This is a genomic window from Parasutterella excrementihominis YIT 11859 (genome assembly GCF_000205025.1).
Taxonomy (GTDB): domain Bacteria; phylum Pseudomonadota; class Gammaproteobacteria; order Burkholderiales; family Burkholderiaceae_F; genus Parasutterella; species Parasutterella excrementihominis.
Map to the genome: position 1 here is coordinate 90,919 of NZ_GL883687.1, position 18,572 is coordinate 109,490.

Here is an 18,572-nt window from a genome sequence, read left to right on the forward strand (position 1 = left end):
TAGCAATTAGAATGGGTTCACTTTTTAACCAAGGAGTTGCATATGTGCACTACTTTTATCGTCGGCGACAAAGCTACGGTTGACGGTTCTTTCTTAGTTGCAAGAAGTGCCGATAGCTCTGCGCTCAAGGCTCAGTTGTTCATCATTCATCCTGCTTGCTACTATCCTGAAGGCGCGATGTATCGCACCAAGGATCACAACGGCGCAACCGATTTCAGCTATCCGCAGCCTGTGCACGCTATGCGTTACACCTCGGTTCCCAACTGGCAGACAAAACTTCACGGCGCCGTCGGCTTTAACGAAGCCGGCCTCGGCGTGACCGGCACGGAGTCCATTTTCGCCCGTGACGACGCATTGGCCATCGATCCGTACAACAAAGAAACCGGTATCACTGAAGACGACATCATCGATATCATTCTTCCTCGCTGCCATACCGCGGCAGAAGGTGTTGAGCTCTTAGGCAAGATAATTGAAACACACGGCGCAGGCGAAGGTTTCGGCGTTGCATTTGTTGACGACAACGAAATCTGGTATCTGGAAACCGGAACCGGTCATCAGTGGATGGCTCAGAGAATTCCGGAAGACGTTTACTTCGGTTCCGGCAATCAGGGCCGTCTGCGTCTTTACGATCCGAACGCTTCCGAGTTCAAAGGCAGCCCCGACCTGATCGACTTTGCCATCAGACACGGCTTCTATGATCCGCAGAAAGGTCCGTTCGATTTCGCCGCTGCTTACACACGCAACGACGACCGTGACCGTGTTTACAACGATCCGCGCGTTTGGCAGATCCAGAAGCTCTTCAATCCGTCTGTGATTCAGCCCGTCGAAGACGGCCGCGAATTCGGCGTATTTATGAAGCCCGAACGCAAACTCTCCCTCGAAGACGCCAAGCGCGTGATGCGTGACCACTTCGACGCCAGCGAGCACGATCCGTACTCTCACGGCCTTAACGGCAATGAACCCTGGCGTCCCGTCAGTGTCTTCCGTACTTACGAAGCACACGTTATGCAGGTTCGTCCCTGGCTGCCGAGAGCTATCGGTGATGTGATCTACATCGCTTTCGGTATGGCTGATCTTTCCTGCTTCATGCCTTTCTATCAGGGCCTCGAACAGGTTCCGGGCCACTACGGTATCGGTACTTGCCAGGCTGACAGTGCCTCTGTTTACTGGAAGTTCCGTAAACTTCAGACGCTCGTCATGACCGACTATCCGACTTATGCTCCGATCGTGAAGAAAGCCTTCGGCGATCAGGAACGCGCCATGACGGCTAAGCAGGAACAGATGGAAAAGCAGTACGTCGAACTCATCAAGTCCGACAAGAAAGCTGCCACTGCTCTCCTGCAGAAGACCAACCTTGAGCTTCTGGCCGAATGCGAAGCCCTGGCTGAAGACCTGACCAACCAGATCTTCACGCTGGCTACTGAAAACATTCAGAAGGCTAACTTCTTTGCCAATCGTTCAAAGAAAGACTAAGTCTTTTGGTAGCTAAAACAAAACGCCGCGATTCTCGGCGTTTTTTATGGGCACAAAAAACGGAGCTCACTTTCGAGCTCCGTTTGTTCTAAGAATTATTTCTTAGCAGCGGCGTCAGCCTGTTCCCAAGCTTTGGCCGGATCAGGCCATTTGCCTGTAGCCTTAATGATTTCGTCAGCCATCTTGTAGTTGTGACCGGCGGTCTTATGGCACATTATGCAGTTTGTCGGTTTGTCGATGAAGCCGGCGTGCATCTTAGCAACCATCGGGTTCTTAGCGTTGTACATATCGGCTAAGTTGTGGCAACCGCGGCAGTTGCGGAAATTGTAAGAGACCATCCAGTCGTTTACAGCCTTAGAAAGTTCAGGACGTTTTTCCAGCCACATCTGCGGTGTGTTGAGTGTGCCGCGGAGTTCGCCGAAACCGGAAATAGAACCGGCTTTTGCTTTTGCGAACAGGAGTTCAACATAAGCAACAGGTGTTAACGGACGATTTGTTTCATTTAAGAGGTGGCAGTCGGAGCATCCGGCTGTGTAACCTGACGGGGTTCTGGCGTGCTGGCCTTGTTTCCATGCATAGGTAACGCCGTCCATAGAGTGGCACCAGCCTGTGCAGAATTTATCGGTACCGGCCCACTGAACAACACCGACGAGACCTGCCGTACACAGAATGCCGACGACGATGCCTATCACGAGGATCCAAAAAGTACCCCATTTTCCGGTTTGAGACATTTTGTACTCCCTTTTTTCGCTTTCCAGGGTGAAATTAGAAAGCATGTTATTGGACTTAAGAATCAAGTAGAGACGGTGTAGCGCCGCTCTCACATTCATAATATTATCTTAAGAAAACGAAAAATGCTTTTCTACCTACCTTATGATTAGGTAAATACTCCTAAGGGTTTACCTTTAGAAAAACACTTTCCTGTTGTTTTTTGTCCAGGAAATTCAAGGGGTTATTCTTTCCACCAAATTAGGCTATCAGCCTAATAAGGCTATGACAACACTTTGTTCAGGAATCTGAATATAAGCTTCAGATCCGATTTGCAAGCCGTGATTTCCGCGAATGAAGCCGACCACATTTAAGCCGTTAGGCAGCCTTAAGGTTACTTCTCCGCCTTTCTCTTTTTGAGGTAGCCGGGAGACTTGTCCGAAGAGGAAGCAGCGGCTGCTGTCGTCCGGTTTTTCTTTAGAGACGGTAGCGGCCGAAGCTTTGAAGAGGGCTAAGACACTTTTGCCTTCTTTGAGGTCGAGCAACTGACGGCTTTCGAGCGTAACGCTGGAGCGGAGGTACTGGCCCTCGCAGACTTTCATCTTGACCTTGCACATGGACATTCCGCCGTGAATGTCTTCAATCACGCAGGGAATAATGTTGCGGATGCTCATACGCAGAGCCACCGAGGCCAAAGCGGCTAGTTTCGGAGATTCACCGCCTTGGATATCTGTCAGGATTTGATTTCTTACCTTATTCAAAGCGGCAGAAGCTTCCAGCACGGCTTCGCCCGCTTCTGTGATGCGAGCGCCTCCGCCTGAGTTCCCGCCGACGGTTTTTTCGACCAACGGTTCCCCGGCAAGAGCGGAAAGCGTTTCGATTGCCTGCCATGCGGCTTTGTAGCTAATGCCGGCGCTTCGGGCCGCTTCAGAAATACTTCCGTATTGTTTGATGCGCTGGAGGACATCTATTCTTTTATCCACCACATTCTGTGAAAGGGCGTCGGAAATATTTAAGGCCATCTTTATTCCTTACTTAAACGAATGTTGTTATTTTATCGATATTCAAGATTAGAATAACGACATAGAAGTTCCATATTTGCTTACATTATAGCCAATGAGGATGTTATGAAGAAAACAATGATCGCTCTTGCAACACTCTTAACCTTTTCTGCTTCCGGTGTTTCGGCTGCAGAAATCAACGTTGCTGTTGCAGCTAACTTTACGGCTCCAATAAAAGAAATCTCCGCTATTTACGAAAAGGAAAGCGGTAATAAGATTCTGGCCTCTTTCGGTGCAACCGGTGCCTTCTACGCTCAGATTAAAAATGGTGCTCCGTATCAGGTTTTGTTTGCCGCGGATGCAAAGACACCTAAGAAGATTGTCGACGAAGGTCTCGGTATCGACGCTAAACCCTACGCCTTCGGAAAGCTGGTTCTCTGGAGCTCAGCAGATAATTTCATCAAACAAGATCCCAACTTCATCCTCTCCGACGCCGTTAAGAAAATCGCGGTTGCCAATCCGAAGTTAGCGCCTTACGGTGAAGCCGCCTATCAGACCATGGAAAAATGGGGCAATCTTAAGAAAGTCGAACCTAAATTCGTCACCGGTGACAACATCGGAAAGACTTTCCAGTACGCTAAGACAGCAAATGCACAAGTAGGTTTTGTCGCGTTGTCTCAGGTTTATAAAAACGGCAAGTTTACTTCCGGCTCCGGCTGGATCATCCCGGCTGACTGCTATAAGCCCATCCGTCAGGATTCCGTTATTCTGAACCCTGGCAAAGACAACAAAGCCGTGGCAGACTTCATGAAATTTATGGCAACAAGCCCGAAGGTTCAGAAAGTGATTGATTCCTACGGCTACAGTACCAAGTAACTAAGAATTAGGACCGACATGTTTACTGCGGAAGAACTGCTCCCTATCAAGCTAACCTTAGAGCTTGCTTTGATTACGACTGTTTTCCTGCTGCTGGTGGCAACACCGCTGGCATGGTGGCTGTCGCACACCAAATCAAAATGGAGAGCGCCGATCAGTTCGATTGTTACGCTGCCATTGGTTCTTCCGCCGAGCGTGCTCGGTTTCTATCTCCTCGTTGCCATGGGACCGTCGGGTCCTTTAGGCAAGCTCACTGAGGCTTTGGGCATCGGCTTGCTGACATTTACTTTCCCCGGTCTTGTGATCGGAAGTATTGTTTATTCGATGCCGTTTGCCGTCCAGCCACTACAGGCGGCTTTTGAATCTATCGGCAAGCGTCCTTTGGAGGTTGCCGCTACCTTGGGAGCCAAACCGCTTGACGCCTTTTTTAACGTCGTTCTCCCGCTTGCTAAGCCCGGCTTTGTGACAGCAGCGCTTCTAACATTTGCGCATACCATCGGAGAGTTCGGCGTCGTTTTGATGATCGGCGGCAACGTTCCCGGTAAAACACAAGTTGTTTCGACGGAAATTTACAGTTATGTTGAGGCAATGGAGTACGGCAAAGCGCATTGGCTGGCCGGCGGCATGGTGGTCTTTAGTTTCTTCGTTTTGCTCGGCTTAACGCTTTTGAATCGCCACAACGAGCGCGTTATGCCTTAATTTTCTCGACTTCTAATCTGTATGTCTGATTCTTTAAGTTCCGCTTCTCTGCTGCTTCCTCGGGAAGACGGTTTCAGGCTGGAATGTTCATTTGAGTTCCCGAATTTCGGAATTACAGTTCTTTTCGGAGCGTCCGGCTCCGGAAAAACAACGGTTCTTCGCTGTATTGCAGGATTGGAGCGGGCAAAGGGTTTTGTTAAGGTCGACGGCGTTTATTGGCAAAACGACGAACAAAAACTTTTTCTACCGACTTGGGAGCGGCCTTTAGGCTATGTGTTTCAAGAGGCGTCGCTTTTTCCTCATCTGACTGCGAAGCAAAATATCGAATTTGCGGTTAAGCGCAGCAAATCGACGGATGCCCGCTCCCGTATGGAAGAAGCGATTGATTTATTGGGCATTCGCGGCCTTCTCGGGCGAAAGCCTGCTCAGCTCTCGGGCGGTGAGCGCCAGCGTGTGGCAATTGCGCGTGCTGTCGCAACAGAGCCCAAAATCATGCTTTTTGACGAGCCGCTGGCGGCGCTGGATTTCAAAAGGAAGTCCGAGATTATGCCTTGGCTTGAGAAGCTCAAGACCAACCTCAAAATTCCGATGCTTTATGTCACGCACTCTGCGGAAGAAGTACTGCATCTTGCCGACAATCTCATCGTGATGGAAGACGGCAGGATCAAAACTTCCGGAGCTTTGACTGATGTTCTTGCCAATATCGATTTGCCGATCAAAATCGGTGAGGATACAGGTGTTCTCCTAAAAGGCAAAATTGTCTCCAAGGACAAAGAATGGTTACTGATGACTGTTGACTGCGGCAACATCGCTCTGCATATCGGAGATAACGGCCAGCCGATCGGAAGTCCGGCGTCGTTGCGAATATTAGCCAGAGAGGTGGTATTTGCAAAAGAGCAGCCAAGCGGTCTGTCGGTTCAGAATGCTTTCGAAGGTGTTGTCGAAGAGATTTCGGTGCAGAAGGATTCCTCGGGTGCCCTGATACGAGCAAACTGCTCGGGAAAGATCATCGTCGGTAAATTAACACGCAAAGCGCTCAGCGAATTAGACATAAAAGAAGGGAGCCAAATTTGGCTCCTCATCAAAAGTGTTGCGCTGCTTTCTGTTTAGTCTTCCAAGACCTTCACTTTGTAAGAAGTCGGTCTGCCATCATCGAAACTAAACGGAATAGTGATATTGGCGGTACCGCCGCCGGTAATGAGATCAACCTTCGGATCTGTCTTGTATTCGGCAGGTTCAAAGATTTTTTGTATTCTGGAGTTGCCTGCGCCTTCAAGAGTGAGCTGAATAACGGGCAGCTTCTGACTCCGCATATCCTGATTCTGGATCTGAAGCTTTAACTCCCACTGTCCCGGAGAAATGGCATTGACTTGGTTGGACAAGACGACCGGAGTTCTCAGAGGCGGGCAGTAGAGATAATCACAGCTTTGCTGAGAAAGTGTATTCAGAGGCTCTTTTTTCAGGATTTCGGGTTGCAGGAACAGCGTTACCTGCCATGCGGCAAGAATCACAAAGCACAGGCAGATAAAAAGCATGATGGAGCGAACGATTCCCGGAGTGCGGGACGGATCCGTCGGATCTCCGAGGTCATCTTCGGGCGGAAGGATAACGCCGTCACTGCCTTTGACGCCGAACTTCTCAATAGGGTCAGGAGCAGGTTTCGTCTCAGACTTCGTTTCTTTAGGAGTTTCTTCTTTTTTCAAAGGTGCGGAAAGTTCAGAAATATCCTTTGAGAGCGAAGCCATCAATGCCTTCGGATCTTTCGGACGTTCCTGAGGAGGCTGAGCCGCCGGAGCGGGTTCGCCCGGACGAACAGAAGCGGTCGGAAGCTTAAAGTCTTCGGGAAGTTTTTTCAGGTCAGCAGGGACGATTTTCGGAATATCTCTCTGCTTCTGATTTCCGCCCAGTGAAGGTTCGGACGGGAAGTTGTAGTGATTCGAATCTCCCTCGAATTTAGGTTCCATAGCCGCCTCTTTTCTAATTAGTGAATCTGACCGGCCAAACAAATCCAGCCGTCCATAGACTTCCAAACAGAAAGGGGAGAGTCAGGACGATAAGAGCCATAAACCTCGATCAATTCTTCTGCCTGTCTTTCCAAAATGCCGGAAAGAACGAGATAACCGCCTTTTTTCACGCGCGCCAAAAGTGCCGGCGCTAAGAGTCGAAGCGGATTGCTGAGGATGTTTGCCACAACGACATCGAATTTTTCGTCCGGCATATCCTTCGGCAGATAGAAGCTGGCGTCTGCCCGGTTCACTTCTGCATTATAGTCGGCGGCCTCGATGGCCTGAGGATCAATGTCCGTACCGAGCACTTTGGAAGCCCCGAGTTTCTTGGCAGCAACAGCCAAAATTCCGGATCCGCAGCCGTAATCCAGAACGGATTTTCCTTCCAAATTATGGTCATGCAGCCACTCCAGACACAGACGTGTGGTCGGATGTGTTCCGGTACCGAAAGCAACGCCCGGATCCAGACGGATATTGATGGCGTCGGGATTGGGCGGTTCATGCCAGGACGGAACGATCCAAAGATCGCCGGCAATCTGAGTCGGTGTGAACTGGGCCTGCGTGATGCGAACCCAGTCATTGTCCGGAACTTCCGTTCTGCCCTCGAGAACTGGTTTTTTAAGACCTTGTTCTTTGAGCGCAGCTTCTAATGCGCCTTCCATGTCGAAGTCGTCTCCGCAGAGGACTTTAAGACGGGAGCTGTCCCAAGCGAAATCATCAATCTCGATTCCCGGTTCTCCGAAAATCGGTTTTTCACGTTCGGTTTCGGCGTCCGCGTCCTCGATAGAAACCGAGTAGGCGCCCTTATCCATTAAGAAGTCGGTCAAAGGCTCGACTTCCTTTTTGTCCGTCAGCAGAGAGTATTCGAATAACATGAGTAACAGCCTTATTTCTTCACAGATTCGCGGTGTGCCAGCTTCTCTTCCAGATAGTGAATGCTCACGCCGCCCTGAAGGAACTTCTGATCGATCATCATTTCTCGGTGCAGCGGAATGTTGGTCGAGATGCCTTCAATAACGGTTTCGGAAAGTGCCGTGCGCATTCTGGCGATAGCCTGGTCACGGGTGTCACCGTAAGTGATGAGCTTGCCGATCATGGAGTCGTAATGAGGAGGAATGAAGTAACCGGGGTAGACGTGAGAGTCGACACGAACACCGGGGCCGCCGGGCTGATGCAGTGTTGTGATGCGGCCGGGGCTGGGGATGAAGCGATACGGATCTTCAGCGTTGATACGGCACTCAATCGCGTGACCCTTGATCTGAATGTCGCGCTGACGATAACGAAGTTTTTCGCCTGCGGCAATGCGAATCTGTTCCTGAACCAGATCAACACCGGTGACGAACTCTGTGACCGGGTGTTCCACCTGAATACGGGTGTTCATTTCAATGAAGTAGAACTCACCGTTTTCGTAGAGGAACTCAAACGTGCCTGCGCCGCGGTAGCCGATCTTGCGGCAGCCTTCGGCACAGCGCTCTCCGATCTTTTCAATCGCGCGGCGGGGAATGCCGATGGCCGGAGACTCTTCGATGACTTTCTGGTTGCGGCGCTGCATGGAACAGTCGCGTTCACCGAGCCAAATCGCATTGCGGAAGTTGTCGGCGAGAACCTGAATCTCAATGTGACGTGGGTTTTCAAGGAATTTTTCCAGATAAACCGTGTCGTTGCCGAAAGCGGCTTTTGCTTCCTGCTTGGTGGTGTTGACGGCGTTAATCAATGCAGCTTCGGTATGAACGACTTTCATACCGCGTCCGCCGCCGCCACCCGAGGCTTTAATGATGACTGGGTAGCCGACAGAGCGGGCAATCTTGATGATTTCCGAAGGGTCATCAGGCAGGGCGCCGCCGGAACCGGGGACGCAGGGCACGCCCGCGTCGATCATGGCTTGTTTGGCAGATACCTTATCGCCCATCAGGCGGATCGTTTCGGGACGCGGGCCGATAAAGACGAAACCGCTGGACTCCACGCGTTCAGCGAAATCGGCGTTTTCAGAAAGGAAACCGTAGCCGGGATGGATCGCTTCGGCATCAGTGACTTCCGCAGCACTGATAAGAGCCGGCATGTTCAAATAGCTTTGATGAACAGGGGCAGGTCCGATACAAACGGACTCGTCGGCGAGGCGAACGTACTTGGCATCCGTATCTGCAAGCGAGTGGGCAACCACCGTTTTAATGCCCATTTCCTTACAGGCGCGCTGAATGCGAAGTGCGATTTCTCCGCGGTTGGCAATCAAAATCTTACCGAACATAGGGGCTCACTGATTATTCGATGACGAAAAGCGGCTGGCCGAATTCGACCGGAGAACCGTTATCCACAAGAATTTCTTTCACTGTGCCGCTGACTTCGGCTTCAATTTCATTGAGAAGCTTCATGGCTTCAATGATGCACAGCGTGTCGCCTTTCTTAACCTGGGTGCCGACTTCTACGAAAGGATCGGCGCCGGGGCTCGGAGCTCTATAGAAAGTACCGACCATCGGGCTTGTTACCTGAGTACCGCTCGGGGAGTTAGAGGCCGGAGCGGCAGAAGGAGCAGCAGGGGCTGCGGAGGGTGCAGGAGCGGCCGGGGCCGGAGTTGCCTGCGGGATCTCGATAATCGCCGGTGCGGCTTGAGCGGCTTGGGCAGGGCGGTTCACGATTCTGACGTGGTCGCCTTCTTCATTGATTTCGATTTCGGCGATGCCGGAAGCCTGAACTAAATCGATCAATGTTTTAAGTTTTCTCAAGTCCATAGAAATGCCTTTCTATATATAAATTAGGGAAAATTATTTTGCGGTAAGGAAATAGGCGGCGGCTGAGAAGTAGCCGTGGACTCCGAGGCCGATGATGCAGCCTTCGGCAATGTCAGATAGGTAAGAATGGTGTCTGAATTCCTCACGCTTAAAAATGTTGGATAAATGAACTTCGATAAACGGGATCTGTACAGACAAAAAGGCATCGCGAATCGCGATGCTGGTATGTGTGTAAGCGCCGGGGTTGATAATGACTGCTTCGATACCTTCTTTTGCTGCCTGCTGAATCCTATCGACTAAATCACCTTCGTGATTACTCTGGTAGGTTGTAAGTGTTCCTCCGGTGGATTCAACGAAGGCTCTTAAATCGGTTTCGATCTCGGCAAGCGTTGTCGTACCGTATTTGTCCGGCTCTCTGGTTCCCAAAAGGTTGAGGTTTGGACCATTTATCAAAAGTAGTTTTTTCATAGGCGAAGCCGCGGGCTAAATCGCGGCTAAATTGGTTTTCCGCCTAGTATAGACGCTATTTGCGCCTAAATCTTCAATAAGTTAGCCTAACTTGTTTCTGTTTTCTTACAATTTACGCCGAAAAACCGTTCGGAAATTGCACGAAATTAAAAGAAGATAAGCTCTATTTAAGGGTAAATACTTACTCCGGTTCTGTGAGCGAAATCAGTCTTTCGAGTTGTTCGATATTGGCGGTTTTTGCGGTTTCTTCCTCGATTTGCCAAGGATCTGGATTTTTCTTTATCAGATTTTTAATCTTTGCATGATCCTCAAAAACTTTCAAACGAACCCAAACCGTTAAGTGTTGGCGATCAAAATAGCCGCCTCTGATGACCGGAGCCTCAAAAACGATCTCTTCGACGGGTTCGTTCTTTCCGGGCCGTTCGTTCGGAAAGACTTCGATTTCAATTTCTCGGTCGATTAGAACGATTTCGAGAGATTTCGCGTCGTCGCATTCAACCGCGATATAGATATCCGAATACTTGTCCGCGCAGCCGTTCAAGACGCCACGGATCAGAAGCGGTTTGCAATCACTCACTTCTCTCATGACGATTAAAGCCGCCTTTCTAAGTTCCAGAAGACGTTCGGCGTGGCCGTTCGGGTCGAAAATCGCATAGTGCTCCCTGAGCGCCGATTCGATCGCGTCGTCGTCCGGCAGCTGGGCGCCGGAAGTGATTTCGTATTCTTCGGCGAGTTTGCGTCTGGCCTCACTCCAGTCAGGTACGCCTTCGGCAATGATTGCGGCTGCCTCTGCCGCCAATCCGCGGGTGTCTTTGTTTCTCATATTAATTAAGAGTCGGCAGGAATCTTCCGATCAGTCGTGGCACAATGCCACACATCAATTTAGCGAGGATTTTAACGTGCACATTCATATTCTCGGTATTTGCGGCACATTTATGGGCGGCATTGCCCAGCTTGCAAAAAGTCTTGGTATTGAGGTCAGCGGCTGCGACGCCGGAGTCTATCCTCCGATGTCCGATCAGCTCAAGCAAGCCGGAATCCATTTAATCGAAGACTACGATCCGGAACAACTCGACGCCGGTGCTGACTTATATATCATCGGCAATGCGATCAGCCGCGGCAATCCTTTGCTTGAAGAAATTCTTAACCGCGGTTTGCCTTACACGTCCGGCCCGCAGTGGCTGCAAGAGAACATTTTGAACGGGCGCCACGTGCTGGCAGTTGCCGGTACCCACGGTAAAACCACAACGACTTCAATGCTGGCCTGGATTTTGGAAGACTGCGGATTGAATCCCAGTTTTCTGATCGGCGGTGTTCCTCAGAATTTCGGACACTCGGCCCGTTTGACCGAATCGGAATACTTCGTGATCGAAGCCGATGAATATGACACGGCTTTCTTCGATAAGCGTAGCAAGTTTGTGCACTATCGTCCCCGCACGGTCATTCTGAACAACCTTGAATACGATCACGCCGATATTTTCCCGAATTTGGAAGCGATTGAGCGCCAGTTCCATCATTTGGTGCGCACGATCCCGTCCCATGGAAAAGTTATTTTCAACGAAGCCTCCGAAGCGCTTCATCGAGTATTGAAGATGGGCTTGTGGACACCGGCTGAAAGTTTCGGAACGTCTCCGGTCTGCGACTGGCGTTTGGTCGAGCATGAAGGCGCTCGATTGTTTGCCGGCGGCAAAGAAGTCGGACGCTTTGAGCTGTCTCTCCCGGGCGAACACAATCTGCTGAATGCTTCGGCTGCAGTTGCAGCTGCTGTGAATGCAGGCGTCAGCGCGGAAAGAGCAGTTGACGCGTTATCTCGCTTTGAAGGCGTCAAGCGCCGTATGGAAGTCAAAGGAGAGGTTGCGGGCACCAAAGTGATCGACGATTTTGCTCATCATCCGACGGCGATTGAAGAAACAATCAAAGCCGTTCGCAGTAAATATCAGACAGGCCGTCTGCTCGCAGTTCTTGAGCCGCGCTCCAATACTATGAAGCTCGGCACGATGAAAGCTCAGCTCCCGGGAAGTTTGGTTCAAGCCGATAAAGTGTTCTGTTATCAGGGACCGGCTGTTCAGTGGGATACGGCAGCTGCCTTGGCACCGCTCGGTGAAAAGGCTGAAGAGTTCAAAGATCTGGAAGCCCTCGTGGAAGATGTCGTGAGCCAGGCAGAGCAGGGCGATACAATTTTAGTGATGAGCAACGGCGGCTTCGGCGGCGTCCACAAAAAACTGCTGGACGGATTGAAATCTAAGTTCGGAGCCTAAACGCATGCGTCCTACCCTTTATCTTCACGGTTTCTTGTCCCACCCAAACTCTGCGAAGCCCAAGCTTCTCAAAGAAGCGCATGAAAAGATCGGTAAGCCGTTCATTGCACCTGAACTCTATATGTCGCCGGACGAGGTCGCTGAGTTTCTGTCCAAACTAATTAAAGAAGATCTCAAAGGCGGTCCGGTCGATGTGATCGGCTCTTCACTCGGAGGCTTTTATGCGGCGTGGGCAAAAGAGCATCTTCCGGTGGAAAAGGCCGTGTTGCTCAATCCTGCGTTAGGCAACTGGGGACAGGTTGATTTCCAGCCGGGCTGGCACAAAGTGAGCGGACTTGACCGTGAAATGTATGTTTGCCCCGAATTCATGGTCCAGCTAGAGAAGATGCTGGTAAAGGATTTGAAGAAGCCTCAGGATTATCTTTCGCTCATCAGCTTGAAGGACGAAGTCTTAGATCCGCAGCAAACTTTGGATTTTCTAAAAGATACAAAGATTGTGAAGATTCCTGACGGAGATCATAGAATTACGGACTTTGCGCCTCATGTCGAAGAGATCATGAGTTTTATTGCTGAATAGCCGTTTTAGCGAAGAAATCATCGCGGCGCCTGTTCCCAAGGCGGGTAACCGGCCATAGGCGCCTAAGAATTCTTGTTTGAGCCTTAAACGATAGGCTTAAACTCTACCGAGAACAGGTAATACCAGTCAGTCATAACGTCAATACGAAAGGACGCAATGAATTTATTTTTTGAAGAAGACGGAGCATTCAAAGTCGGAACAGAAATGTCCGGCACCGATTCGGCCTGCCAAGTTGAACTACCGACAGGAAAAAGAATAAAAGTTAAGCGCTCTCACATCTTCGTGACGTACAACAGTCCGTCACCGGCTGAATTTTTAGCTCGAGCCCAGCAGGAGTCTGAAGAAATCGATCTGGAAATCCTCTGGGAATTTGCACCGGATGACGAGTTCGATTTCAAAACCATCGCGGCAGAGTATTTCGGAGACAGCGTTACCCCAATTCAGCAGGCGGCGACGATTCTTCGTCTGCATTCCAATCCAGTTTATTTCTATCGAAAAGGCCGCGGCAAATACCGTAAGGCACCGGCCGAGACACTGAAGCTGGCTCTTGCCGCGATTGAACGAAAGAAAAAGCTGGAAGAGCAGAAGGACGCTTATGTTCAGATGCTCATCGAAGAACATAAGGCCCCAGCCGAAATTGCCAATAAGGCTATTGAGCTTTTGGTTCGTCCCGATAAGAACTCCATTGAGTGGAAAGCTCTGAATGAAGCGAGCGACAAACTCAGCTGTATGCCGCTGCGTTTGCTGCTCGATGTCGGTGCGATTCCGAATGCTTGGCGCTGGCACGTCGAAAGCTTCTTCATGATTAACTTTCCGAAAGGAAAGAATTTTCCCGAAAACCTCTCCAAGCCTCATCGCGAAGCACATGACGAGCTTCCCTTATCAGATGCCGTTGCATTCTCTATTGACGACTCGGAAACCACGGAAATTGATGATGCCTTGTCGGTAACGCCGTTGGAAGACGGAAAAACGCGCGTTGGTATTCATATTTCCGCACCGGGCCTGGGCATTGAACCTGGGTCGGACATCGACTTGGTCGCTCGGGAAAGAATGTCGACCGTCTATGCACCGGGACTTAAGACCACGATGCTGCCGAAAGATTGGGTAGCAGCCTTCTCTTTAGACGAAGGACTGATCTGTCCTGTCGTTTCTCTTTACGCCGTTGTCGATAACGAAACGCTTGCCGTTCTCTCCACTGATACTCGCCTCGAACGCATCAAAATCGAAAAGAATCTGCGTTATGACCTGATCGCCGATAAGGTGACGGAAGAAGCTATTCAAGAGGGCAACCTTCCTGTTCCTTATGGCCCCGAGCTCATTTGGCTTTGGAAGTTCGCCAAGAAACTTCTGAAAGATCGCGAAGAAGTTCGCGGCAGACCCGAACCCGTCGGACGCATTGACTGGTACTTCAGCCTGAAGGGCGAAGACGAGAATGCGGAAATCGAATTGAAGGGACGCCGAAGAGGAGATCCGCTGGATCTGCTCGTGGCCGAAATGATGATTTTTGCGAACTCGACCTGGGGCGGATGGCTGGAAGAAAGAGATGTGGCCGGTATCTATCGTTCCCAGCGAATGGGGCGCGTCAAGATGAAAAGCGTTCCGGGGCCGCATGACGGTATCGGTGTTCCTTATTACGCTTGGTCGACTTCTCCGCTACGCCGTTACGTTGACATGGTCAACCAGCGTCAGATTATTGCGACCCTTAAAGGCGAAAAAGCCCCGTATCGCAATAATGACTCCGAGCTCTTCTCGATCATTTCTACTTTTGATTCCAACTACTCGGCTTTCAACGACTTCCAGTCCCGTATGGATCGCTACTGGTCGATGCGGTGGATTGAACAGGAAGGCATTAACGAACTCAAAGCTACGGTGGTTAAGGGCGACCTCGTAAGGATTGAAGGCCTGCCGATGGCTCAGCGCGTCCCCGGATTGCCTGAGCTTCCGCGCGGTCAGAGCGTCCTGATGAAGGTTTTGAATCTCGACTATCTGTCTTTAGTCATGGAATGCAGTCTTATTAAAGTGCTGAACGAAAGCCATGAGGAAGATTTAGAAGAGGAAGAGATCGAAGTTGAAGTCGGGACGCCGGAAGCTGTGCCTCCGGAAGAGCCTCAGATTGAAGGGGTTGAGCCTGGGAACGAAGGGCTGCCGTGATGGATAGAAAACCTCTCTTCTATCCCGTAAAGACATGAGGTAAGATTTAGAAAAGAAATCTTGAAAGGATTCATCAATATGAAGCAGGTTACCAAATTAGGAGTTATGGGTAATCCCATCGGACATAGTCTCTCTCCGGAAATCCATTTAATGTTTGCCAAGCAGTTCGGCGACGAGATTTCCTACGATAAAGTTGAAATCCCGCTCGGCGAATTTGAGAGCGCCATCGGCGAAATGATCGACGAGGGCTATCACGGACTCAATGTCACGATTCCTTTCAAGTTAGACGCTTTCCGCTGTTCTACAAAGTGTTCTTCTCAGGCTCGCCAGTCACGTGCCGTGAATACGCTTACTTTCCAAAACAACAAGATTCTCGGTGAAAACACAGACGGCACGGGTTTCATTCGTGATTTGGAAGAGCGTCTGAAGTTCTTTGTAGAACACAAAAAGATTCTTATCCTCGGCGCCGGCGGTGGTGTTCGCGGTATTCTCCCGGCCCTGATGGAACGCATGCCCAAGTCTGTGACCGTGGCTAACCGTTCTGTTGCTCGTGCTCAGGAACTCTGCGACGAGTTTGGGATTCAGAGCATCCTTTATGATGAGACCGGTTCCGAGTCTTATGACCTGATTGTGAATGCCACGCCGACAAGCCTGCAGAATAAAGCTCCTTTGGTTTCTCCGTTCGCATTTGACGGATGCGAACTCGCCTACGACTTGGTCTACGCCGCTAAGCCCACACCGTTCATGGAACTGGCTAAACAGGGCGGCGCAAGACACGCTTCCGACGGTCTCGGGATGCTGGTTGAACAGGCGGCCGATTCCTACGAAATTTGGATGGGCCATCGTCCGGGTACCCAAGACGTTTACGCAAAACTTCGCGAAACTCTGGATAAAAGCGCAAAATAAGGGCGCAACCCGACAGGTGAAACCTTGAGCGCAAACAATCCTTCTTCTCAGCTTCACGACCCTGATTATGACGTCGCAGTAAGAGACCCTGAGGCAGCAGCCCGGGGGCTGGCGCTTGTGCAGCAGCTGCTTGACGAAGGGGAAGATGCGGCTGACCGCAAAGATCTAAAGGTCGGCGAAGAGATCAAAAAAGAGCTTCGCGATACTCTGTCGGAACTGCACCCTGCCGATATCGCCTACATTCTGGAAGCCCTTCCGCTCGATGAACGTCTCATCGTTTGGGACTGCGTGCGCTCCGGACGCGACGGCGAAATTTTGGTTGAAGTCAATGAAGGTGTTCGAGAAACCTTGATTGACGCCATGAACCGCGATGAGTTGGTGGACGCTGTCGAAAGCTTGGACACCGACGAAATCGCCGACTTAGTCGAAGACTTGCCGCCGGACGTTGTGGCCGAAGTTCAGGAAGGTCTGTCGCACGAAGAAAGAGCTCAGCTGCGCGCGGCCATGAGCTATCCGGAAGATACGGTCGGTGCCCGTATGGACTTCGAAATCGTATCGATCCGTCAGGAAGTCACGCTCGATATCGTGCTTCGTTATCTTCGCCGCTTAAAGAAACTCCCCGACCATACCGACCAGGTATTTGTGATTGACCGAGAAGAACGTCTCATGGGTACGCTGCCTGTTGACCGTATTCTGACGCATTATCCGGAGGATGCCGTTAAAGACGTCATGCTCACGGAGGTTTTACGACTGTCTCCGCTGGAAGATGTCAGTGACGCAGCACAGGCCTTCGAACGTTACGACTTGGTGAGCGCACCGGTTGTTGACGAGGCAGGACGTTTGGTCGGACGTCTTACCGTGAACGAAGTGGTGGACGTGATCCGTGAAGAAAGCGATGAAGAGGCTTACGGTGCGGTCGGTTTGGATGACGATCAGGATATTTTCGATTCGGTTTGGTCATCTGCGAAAGCCCGCTGGGTCTGGCTCGGTGTGAACCTCTTTACGGCCTTCTTTGCTTCCCGCGTAATTTCCGCATTCGACGGAACGATTGAAAAGGTTGTTGCATTGGCAGCCTTAATGCCGATTGTCGCGGGTATTGCTGGCAACTCCGGCAACCAGACACTGACACTGCTGGTCCGTTCCCTTGCTACCGGTCAGATTACCGAAGCCAACCAAAGCGACGTGGTCAAAAAAGAAGTCTTGGTGGCTTTGGTCAATGGTTTTATTTGGGGCATTATTGCCGGTCTCTTTACCTGGGGGCTCTACTACGACTCTCCGGACGGCATGAAGCTCGGCTTTACCATGTTCTTGGCCATGATGCTGAATATGCTCATGGGCGCGATTGTGGCTATCCTCGTTCCGATTACGCTTAAGAAACTCGGCCGAGATCCGGCCATGGGCGGATCGGTACTCCTGACATTTATTACCGATTCAGGCGGTTTCTTAATCTTCCTCGGCCTGGCAACCTATATATTCGGATAATCAAGACTCAACTTTGAGAATCCGAATGAAAGCAAAAATCTGCGGTTCTTTATGTCTACTTTCTGCTGCGGTTCTTTTATCCAATGCGCATGCAGAAACTCCCTCCGACGTTTTGCAAGCGATTCCCCATACAGAAGAGCTTCTCAATGTCGTTGTAGTCTCACGCCACGGTGTGCGTTCTCCGACTCAATCTGCAGAAAAACTGCACGGTTGGTCGGATAAGAAGTGGTCGGCTTGGCCCGTTGCTCCTGGATTGCTCACATCTCGCGGTTTTTATCTTGTCAAAGCCACGTGGAAACTCAATCGCAGTCGCGCTCCTTTTACCTACGGGGTCTGCCCGAAGCCGGAAGACGTTCAAATCATTGCAGACGTTGATGAACGAACACGCAAAACAGCCGAGGCTTTAAATGAGGGCCTCTATCCGACCTGTGGTTATAAAGTTAAGGTCACGAGTTCCGAACATTCAGCGATTTTTTCTCCGCTGAAGGCGAAAGTCTGTCGAATTGACTATCCCAAAGAGCTCGAAGAAAAACTCACTCAAAAAGTTGTCGGGATCAACGAAAAGTTTGCGGCTCAAATGGCTGAGATCTCGAAACTAACGGGACATGAGTTTACCGGGCCGATGCGCGCAAAGGTCAGTAAATATAAAGTTGGCTTTAAGGGAGCACCGTACGATTGCTCGAGCATTACCGAGATCTTTGCTTTGGAGTGGGGCCAAAATCCTGAAAAGAAGGTCGCTTGGGACCAATTGGATTGGAACGGAATTCTGCATCTCATGCCGATACGCGTTGCTGTATTTTCTGCGCTTAATCGAGACATGGAAGTTGCTCGTTACAAAGGTTCGGCTTTAGCGAACAAGATTATTGAGAGCCTCGATCACGGTCCTAAATACACCTATCTTATCGGGCATGACACGAACTTGGCTAACCTCGGCGAAATTTTTGATTTGAACTGGAAACTTCCCGGAAGAGATCAGAACGAAAATACGCCGGGCGGTTATCTGACCTTTGAGAAATGGTCCGTTAACGGACAGCCGGAAATCCGTGTGTTTTATTCGGCGTTATCACCCGAACAAATTCATGCAGAGAGGGTGACTCAGCCAACCGATGATTTCGAGATTCTTCCCCGCGGAACGAAGTTCGATGAATGGAAGACGACATATGGCCGCAGACTTCAGTCGAACTGTATAGCGGACGACAAGTACGAAAATCGAAAATAATCAGCTGACTTAACTTAGGAAT

General features: G+C 50.5%; 18 protein-coding genes. 10 read left to right on the plus strand and 8 right to left on the minus strand.

Features of this window, described 5'->3' with window-relative positions:
• The first annotated feature begins 42 nt into the window (after positions 1–42).
• Positions 43–1,473, plus strand: a complete 1,431-nt coding sequence (locus tag HMPREF9439_RS02975) for a C69 family dipeptidase (RefSeq protein ID WP_008810642.1) — start codon at positions 43–45, stop codon at positions 1,471–1,473.
• A 95-nt stretch (positions 1,474–1,568) separates the two neighbouring features.
• Here HMPREF9439_RS02975 and HMPREF9439_RS02980 read toward each other — a convergent pair whose 3' ends face one another.
• Positions 1,569–2,204, minus strand: a complete 636-nt coding sequence (locus tag HMPREF9439_RS02980) for a cytochrome c3 family protein (protein ID WP_244862375.1) — start codon at positions 2,202–2,204, stop codon at positions 1,569–1,571.
• 246 nt (positions 2,205–2,450) lie between these two features.
• Positions 2,451–3,203 carry a TOBE domain-containing protein gene (locus HMPREF9439_RS02985; protein ID WP_008810644.1) on the minus strand — a complete coding sequence of 251 codons (753 nt, stop codon included), beginning with the start codon at positions 3,201–3,203 and terminating at the stop codon, positions 2,451–2,453.
• A 105-nt stretch (positions 3,204–3,308) separates the two neighbouring features.
• Here HMPREF9439_RS02985 and modA point away from each other — a divergent pair, with 105 nt between their 5' ends.
• Genes modA through modC form a run of 3 tightly spaced genes read left to right on the plus strand, consistent with a single transcriptional unit; the run spans position 3,309 to position 5,867 of the window.
• Positions 3,309–4,058, plus strand: coding sequence for a molybdate ABC transporter substrate-binding protein (gene modA, locus HMPREF9439_RS02990; RefSeq protein ID WP_008810645.1), 750 nt, complete (start codon positions 3,309–3,311; stop codon positions 4,056–4,058).
• A gap of 18 nt (positions 4,059–4,076) precedes the next feature.
• Positions 4,077–4,757: a molybdate ABC transporter permease subunit gene (gene modB, locus HMPREF9439_RS02995; protein WP_008810646.1), complete on the plus strand. Its 681-nt coding sequence runs from the start codon at positions 4,077–4,079 to the stop codon at positions 4,755–4,757.
• A 21-nt stretch (positions 4,758–4,778) separates the two neighbouring features.
• A complete protein-coding gene (gene modC / locus HMPREF9439_RS03000) occupies positions 4,779–5,867 on the plus strand; it encodes a molybdenum ABC transporter ATP-binding protein (protein ID WP_008863665.1) in 1,089 nt (362 codons plus the stop codon).
• Here modC and HMPREF9439_RS03005 read toward each other — a convergent pair.
• The 6 genes from HMPREF9439_RS03005 to HMPREF9439_RS03030 form a co-directional block, all read right to left on the minus strand.
• Positions 5,864–6,721, minus strand: a complete 858-nt coding sequence (locus tag HMPREF9439_RS03005) for a DUF3426 domain-containing protein (RefSeq protein WP_008863666.1) — start codon at positions 6,719–6,721, stop codon at positions 5,864–5,866. The two genes, modC and HMPREF9439_RS03005, sit on opposite strands and share 4 nt — an antisense overlap.
• Before the next feature lie 17 nt (positions 6,722–6,738).
• Positions 6,739–7,638 (minus strand): 50S ribosomal protein L11 methyltransferase, encoded by a 900-nt coding sequence (prmA, locus tag HMPREF9439_RS03010; protein ID WP_008810649.1) that lies wholly within the window; start codon positions 7,636–7,638, stop codon positions 6,739–6,741.
• An 11-nt stretch (positions 7,639–7,649) separates the two neighbouring features.
• Positions 7,650–9,008 (minus strand): acetyl-CoA carboxylase biotin carboxylase subunit, encoded by a 1,359-nt coding sequence (gene accC, locus HMPREF9439_RS03015; protein WP_008863667.1) that lies wholly within the window; start codon positions 9,006–9,008, stop codon positions 7,650–7,652.
• A gap of 13 nt (positions 9,009–9,021) precedes the next feature.
• On the minus strand, positions 9,022–9,489 hold the full coding sequence (gene accB, locus HMPREF9439_RS03020; RefSeq protein ID WP_008810651.1) for an acetyl-CoA carboxylase biotin carboxyl carrier protein: 468 nt from the start codon (positions 9,487–9,489) through the stop codon (positions 9,022–9,024).
• 33 nt (positions 9,490–9,522) lie between these two features.
• Positions 9,523–9,957 (minus strand): type II 3-dehydroquinate dehydratase, encoded by a 435-nt coding sequence (gene aroQ / locus HMPREF9439_RS03025; RefSeq protein WP_008863668.1) that lies wholly within the window; start codon positions 9,955–9,957, stop codon positions 9,523–9,525.
• A 181-nt stretch (positions 9,958–10,138) separates the two neighbouring features.
• Positions 10,139–10,780: a hypothetical protein gene (locus HMPREF9439_RS03030; protein WP_008810653.1), complete on the minus strand. Its 642-nt coding sequence runs from the start codon at positions 10,778–10,780 to the stop codon at positions 10,139–10,141.
• Between the two features lie 76 nt (positions 10,781–10,856).
• Between HMPREF9439_RS03030 and mpl the strand changes: the two genes are divergently transcribed.
• From mpl to HMPREF9439_RS03060, 6 genes are all read left to right on the plus strand, one after another.
• The gene (mpl, locus tag HMPREF9439_RS03035) at positions 10,857–12,215 is read left to right on the plus strand and encodes a UDP-N-acetylmuramate:L-alanyl-gamma-D-glutamyl-meso-diaminopimelate ligase (protein WP_040603373.1); all 1,359 of its coding nucleotides are present in this window, start codon (positions 10,857–10,859) and stop codon (positions 12,213–12,215) included.
• Between the two features lie 4 nt (positions 12,216–12,219).
• Positions 12,220–12,792, plus strand: coding sequence for a YqiA/YcfP family alpha/beta fold hydrolase (locus tag HMPREF9439_RS03040; RefSeq protein WP_008810655.1), 573 nt, complete (start codon positions 12,220–12,222; stop codon positions 12,790–12,792).
• 156 nt (positions 12,793–12,948) lie between these two features.
• Positions 12,949–14,943 (plus strand): ribonuclease catalytic domain-containing protein, encoded by a 1,995-nt coding sequence (locus HMPREF9439_RS03045; protein ID WP_008863670.1) that lies wholly within the window; start codon positions 12,949–12,951, stop codon positions 14,941–14,943.
• Between the two features lie 78 nt (positions 14,944–15,021).
• Positions 15,022–15,849 carry a shikimate dehydrogenase gene (gene aroE, locus HMPREF9439_RS03050; RefSeq protein WP_008810657.1) on the plus strand — a complete coding sequence of 276 codons (828 nt, stop codon included), beginning with the start codon at positions 15,022–15,024 and terminating at the stop codon, positions 15,847–15,849.
• A gap of 24 nt (positions 15,850–15,873) precedes the next feature.
• A complete protein-coding gene (mgtE, locus tag HMPREF9439_RS03055; protein WP_008810658.1) occupies positions 15,874–17,331 on the plus strand; it encodes a magnesium transporter in 1,458 nt (485 codons plus the stop codon).
• A gap of 25 nt (positions 17,332–17,356) precedes the next feature.
• Positions 17,357–18,550, plus strand: a complete 1,194-nt coding sequence (locus HMPREF9439_RS03060; protein WP_008863671.1) for a histidine-type phosphatase — start codon at positions 17,357–17,359, stop codon at positions 18,548–18,550.
• Positions 18,551–18,572: the final 22 nt, after the last annotated feature.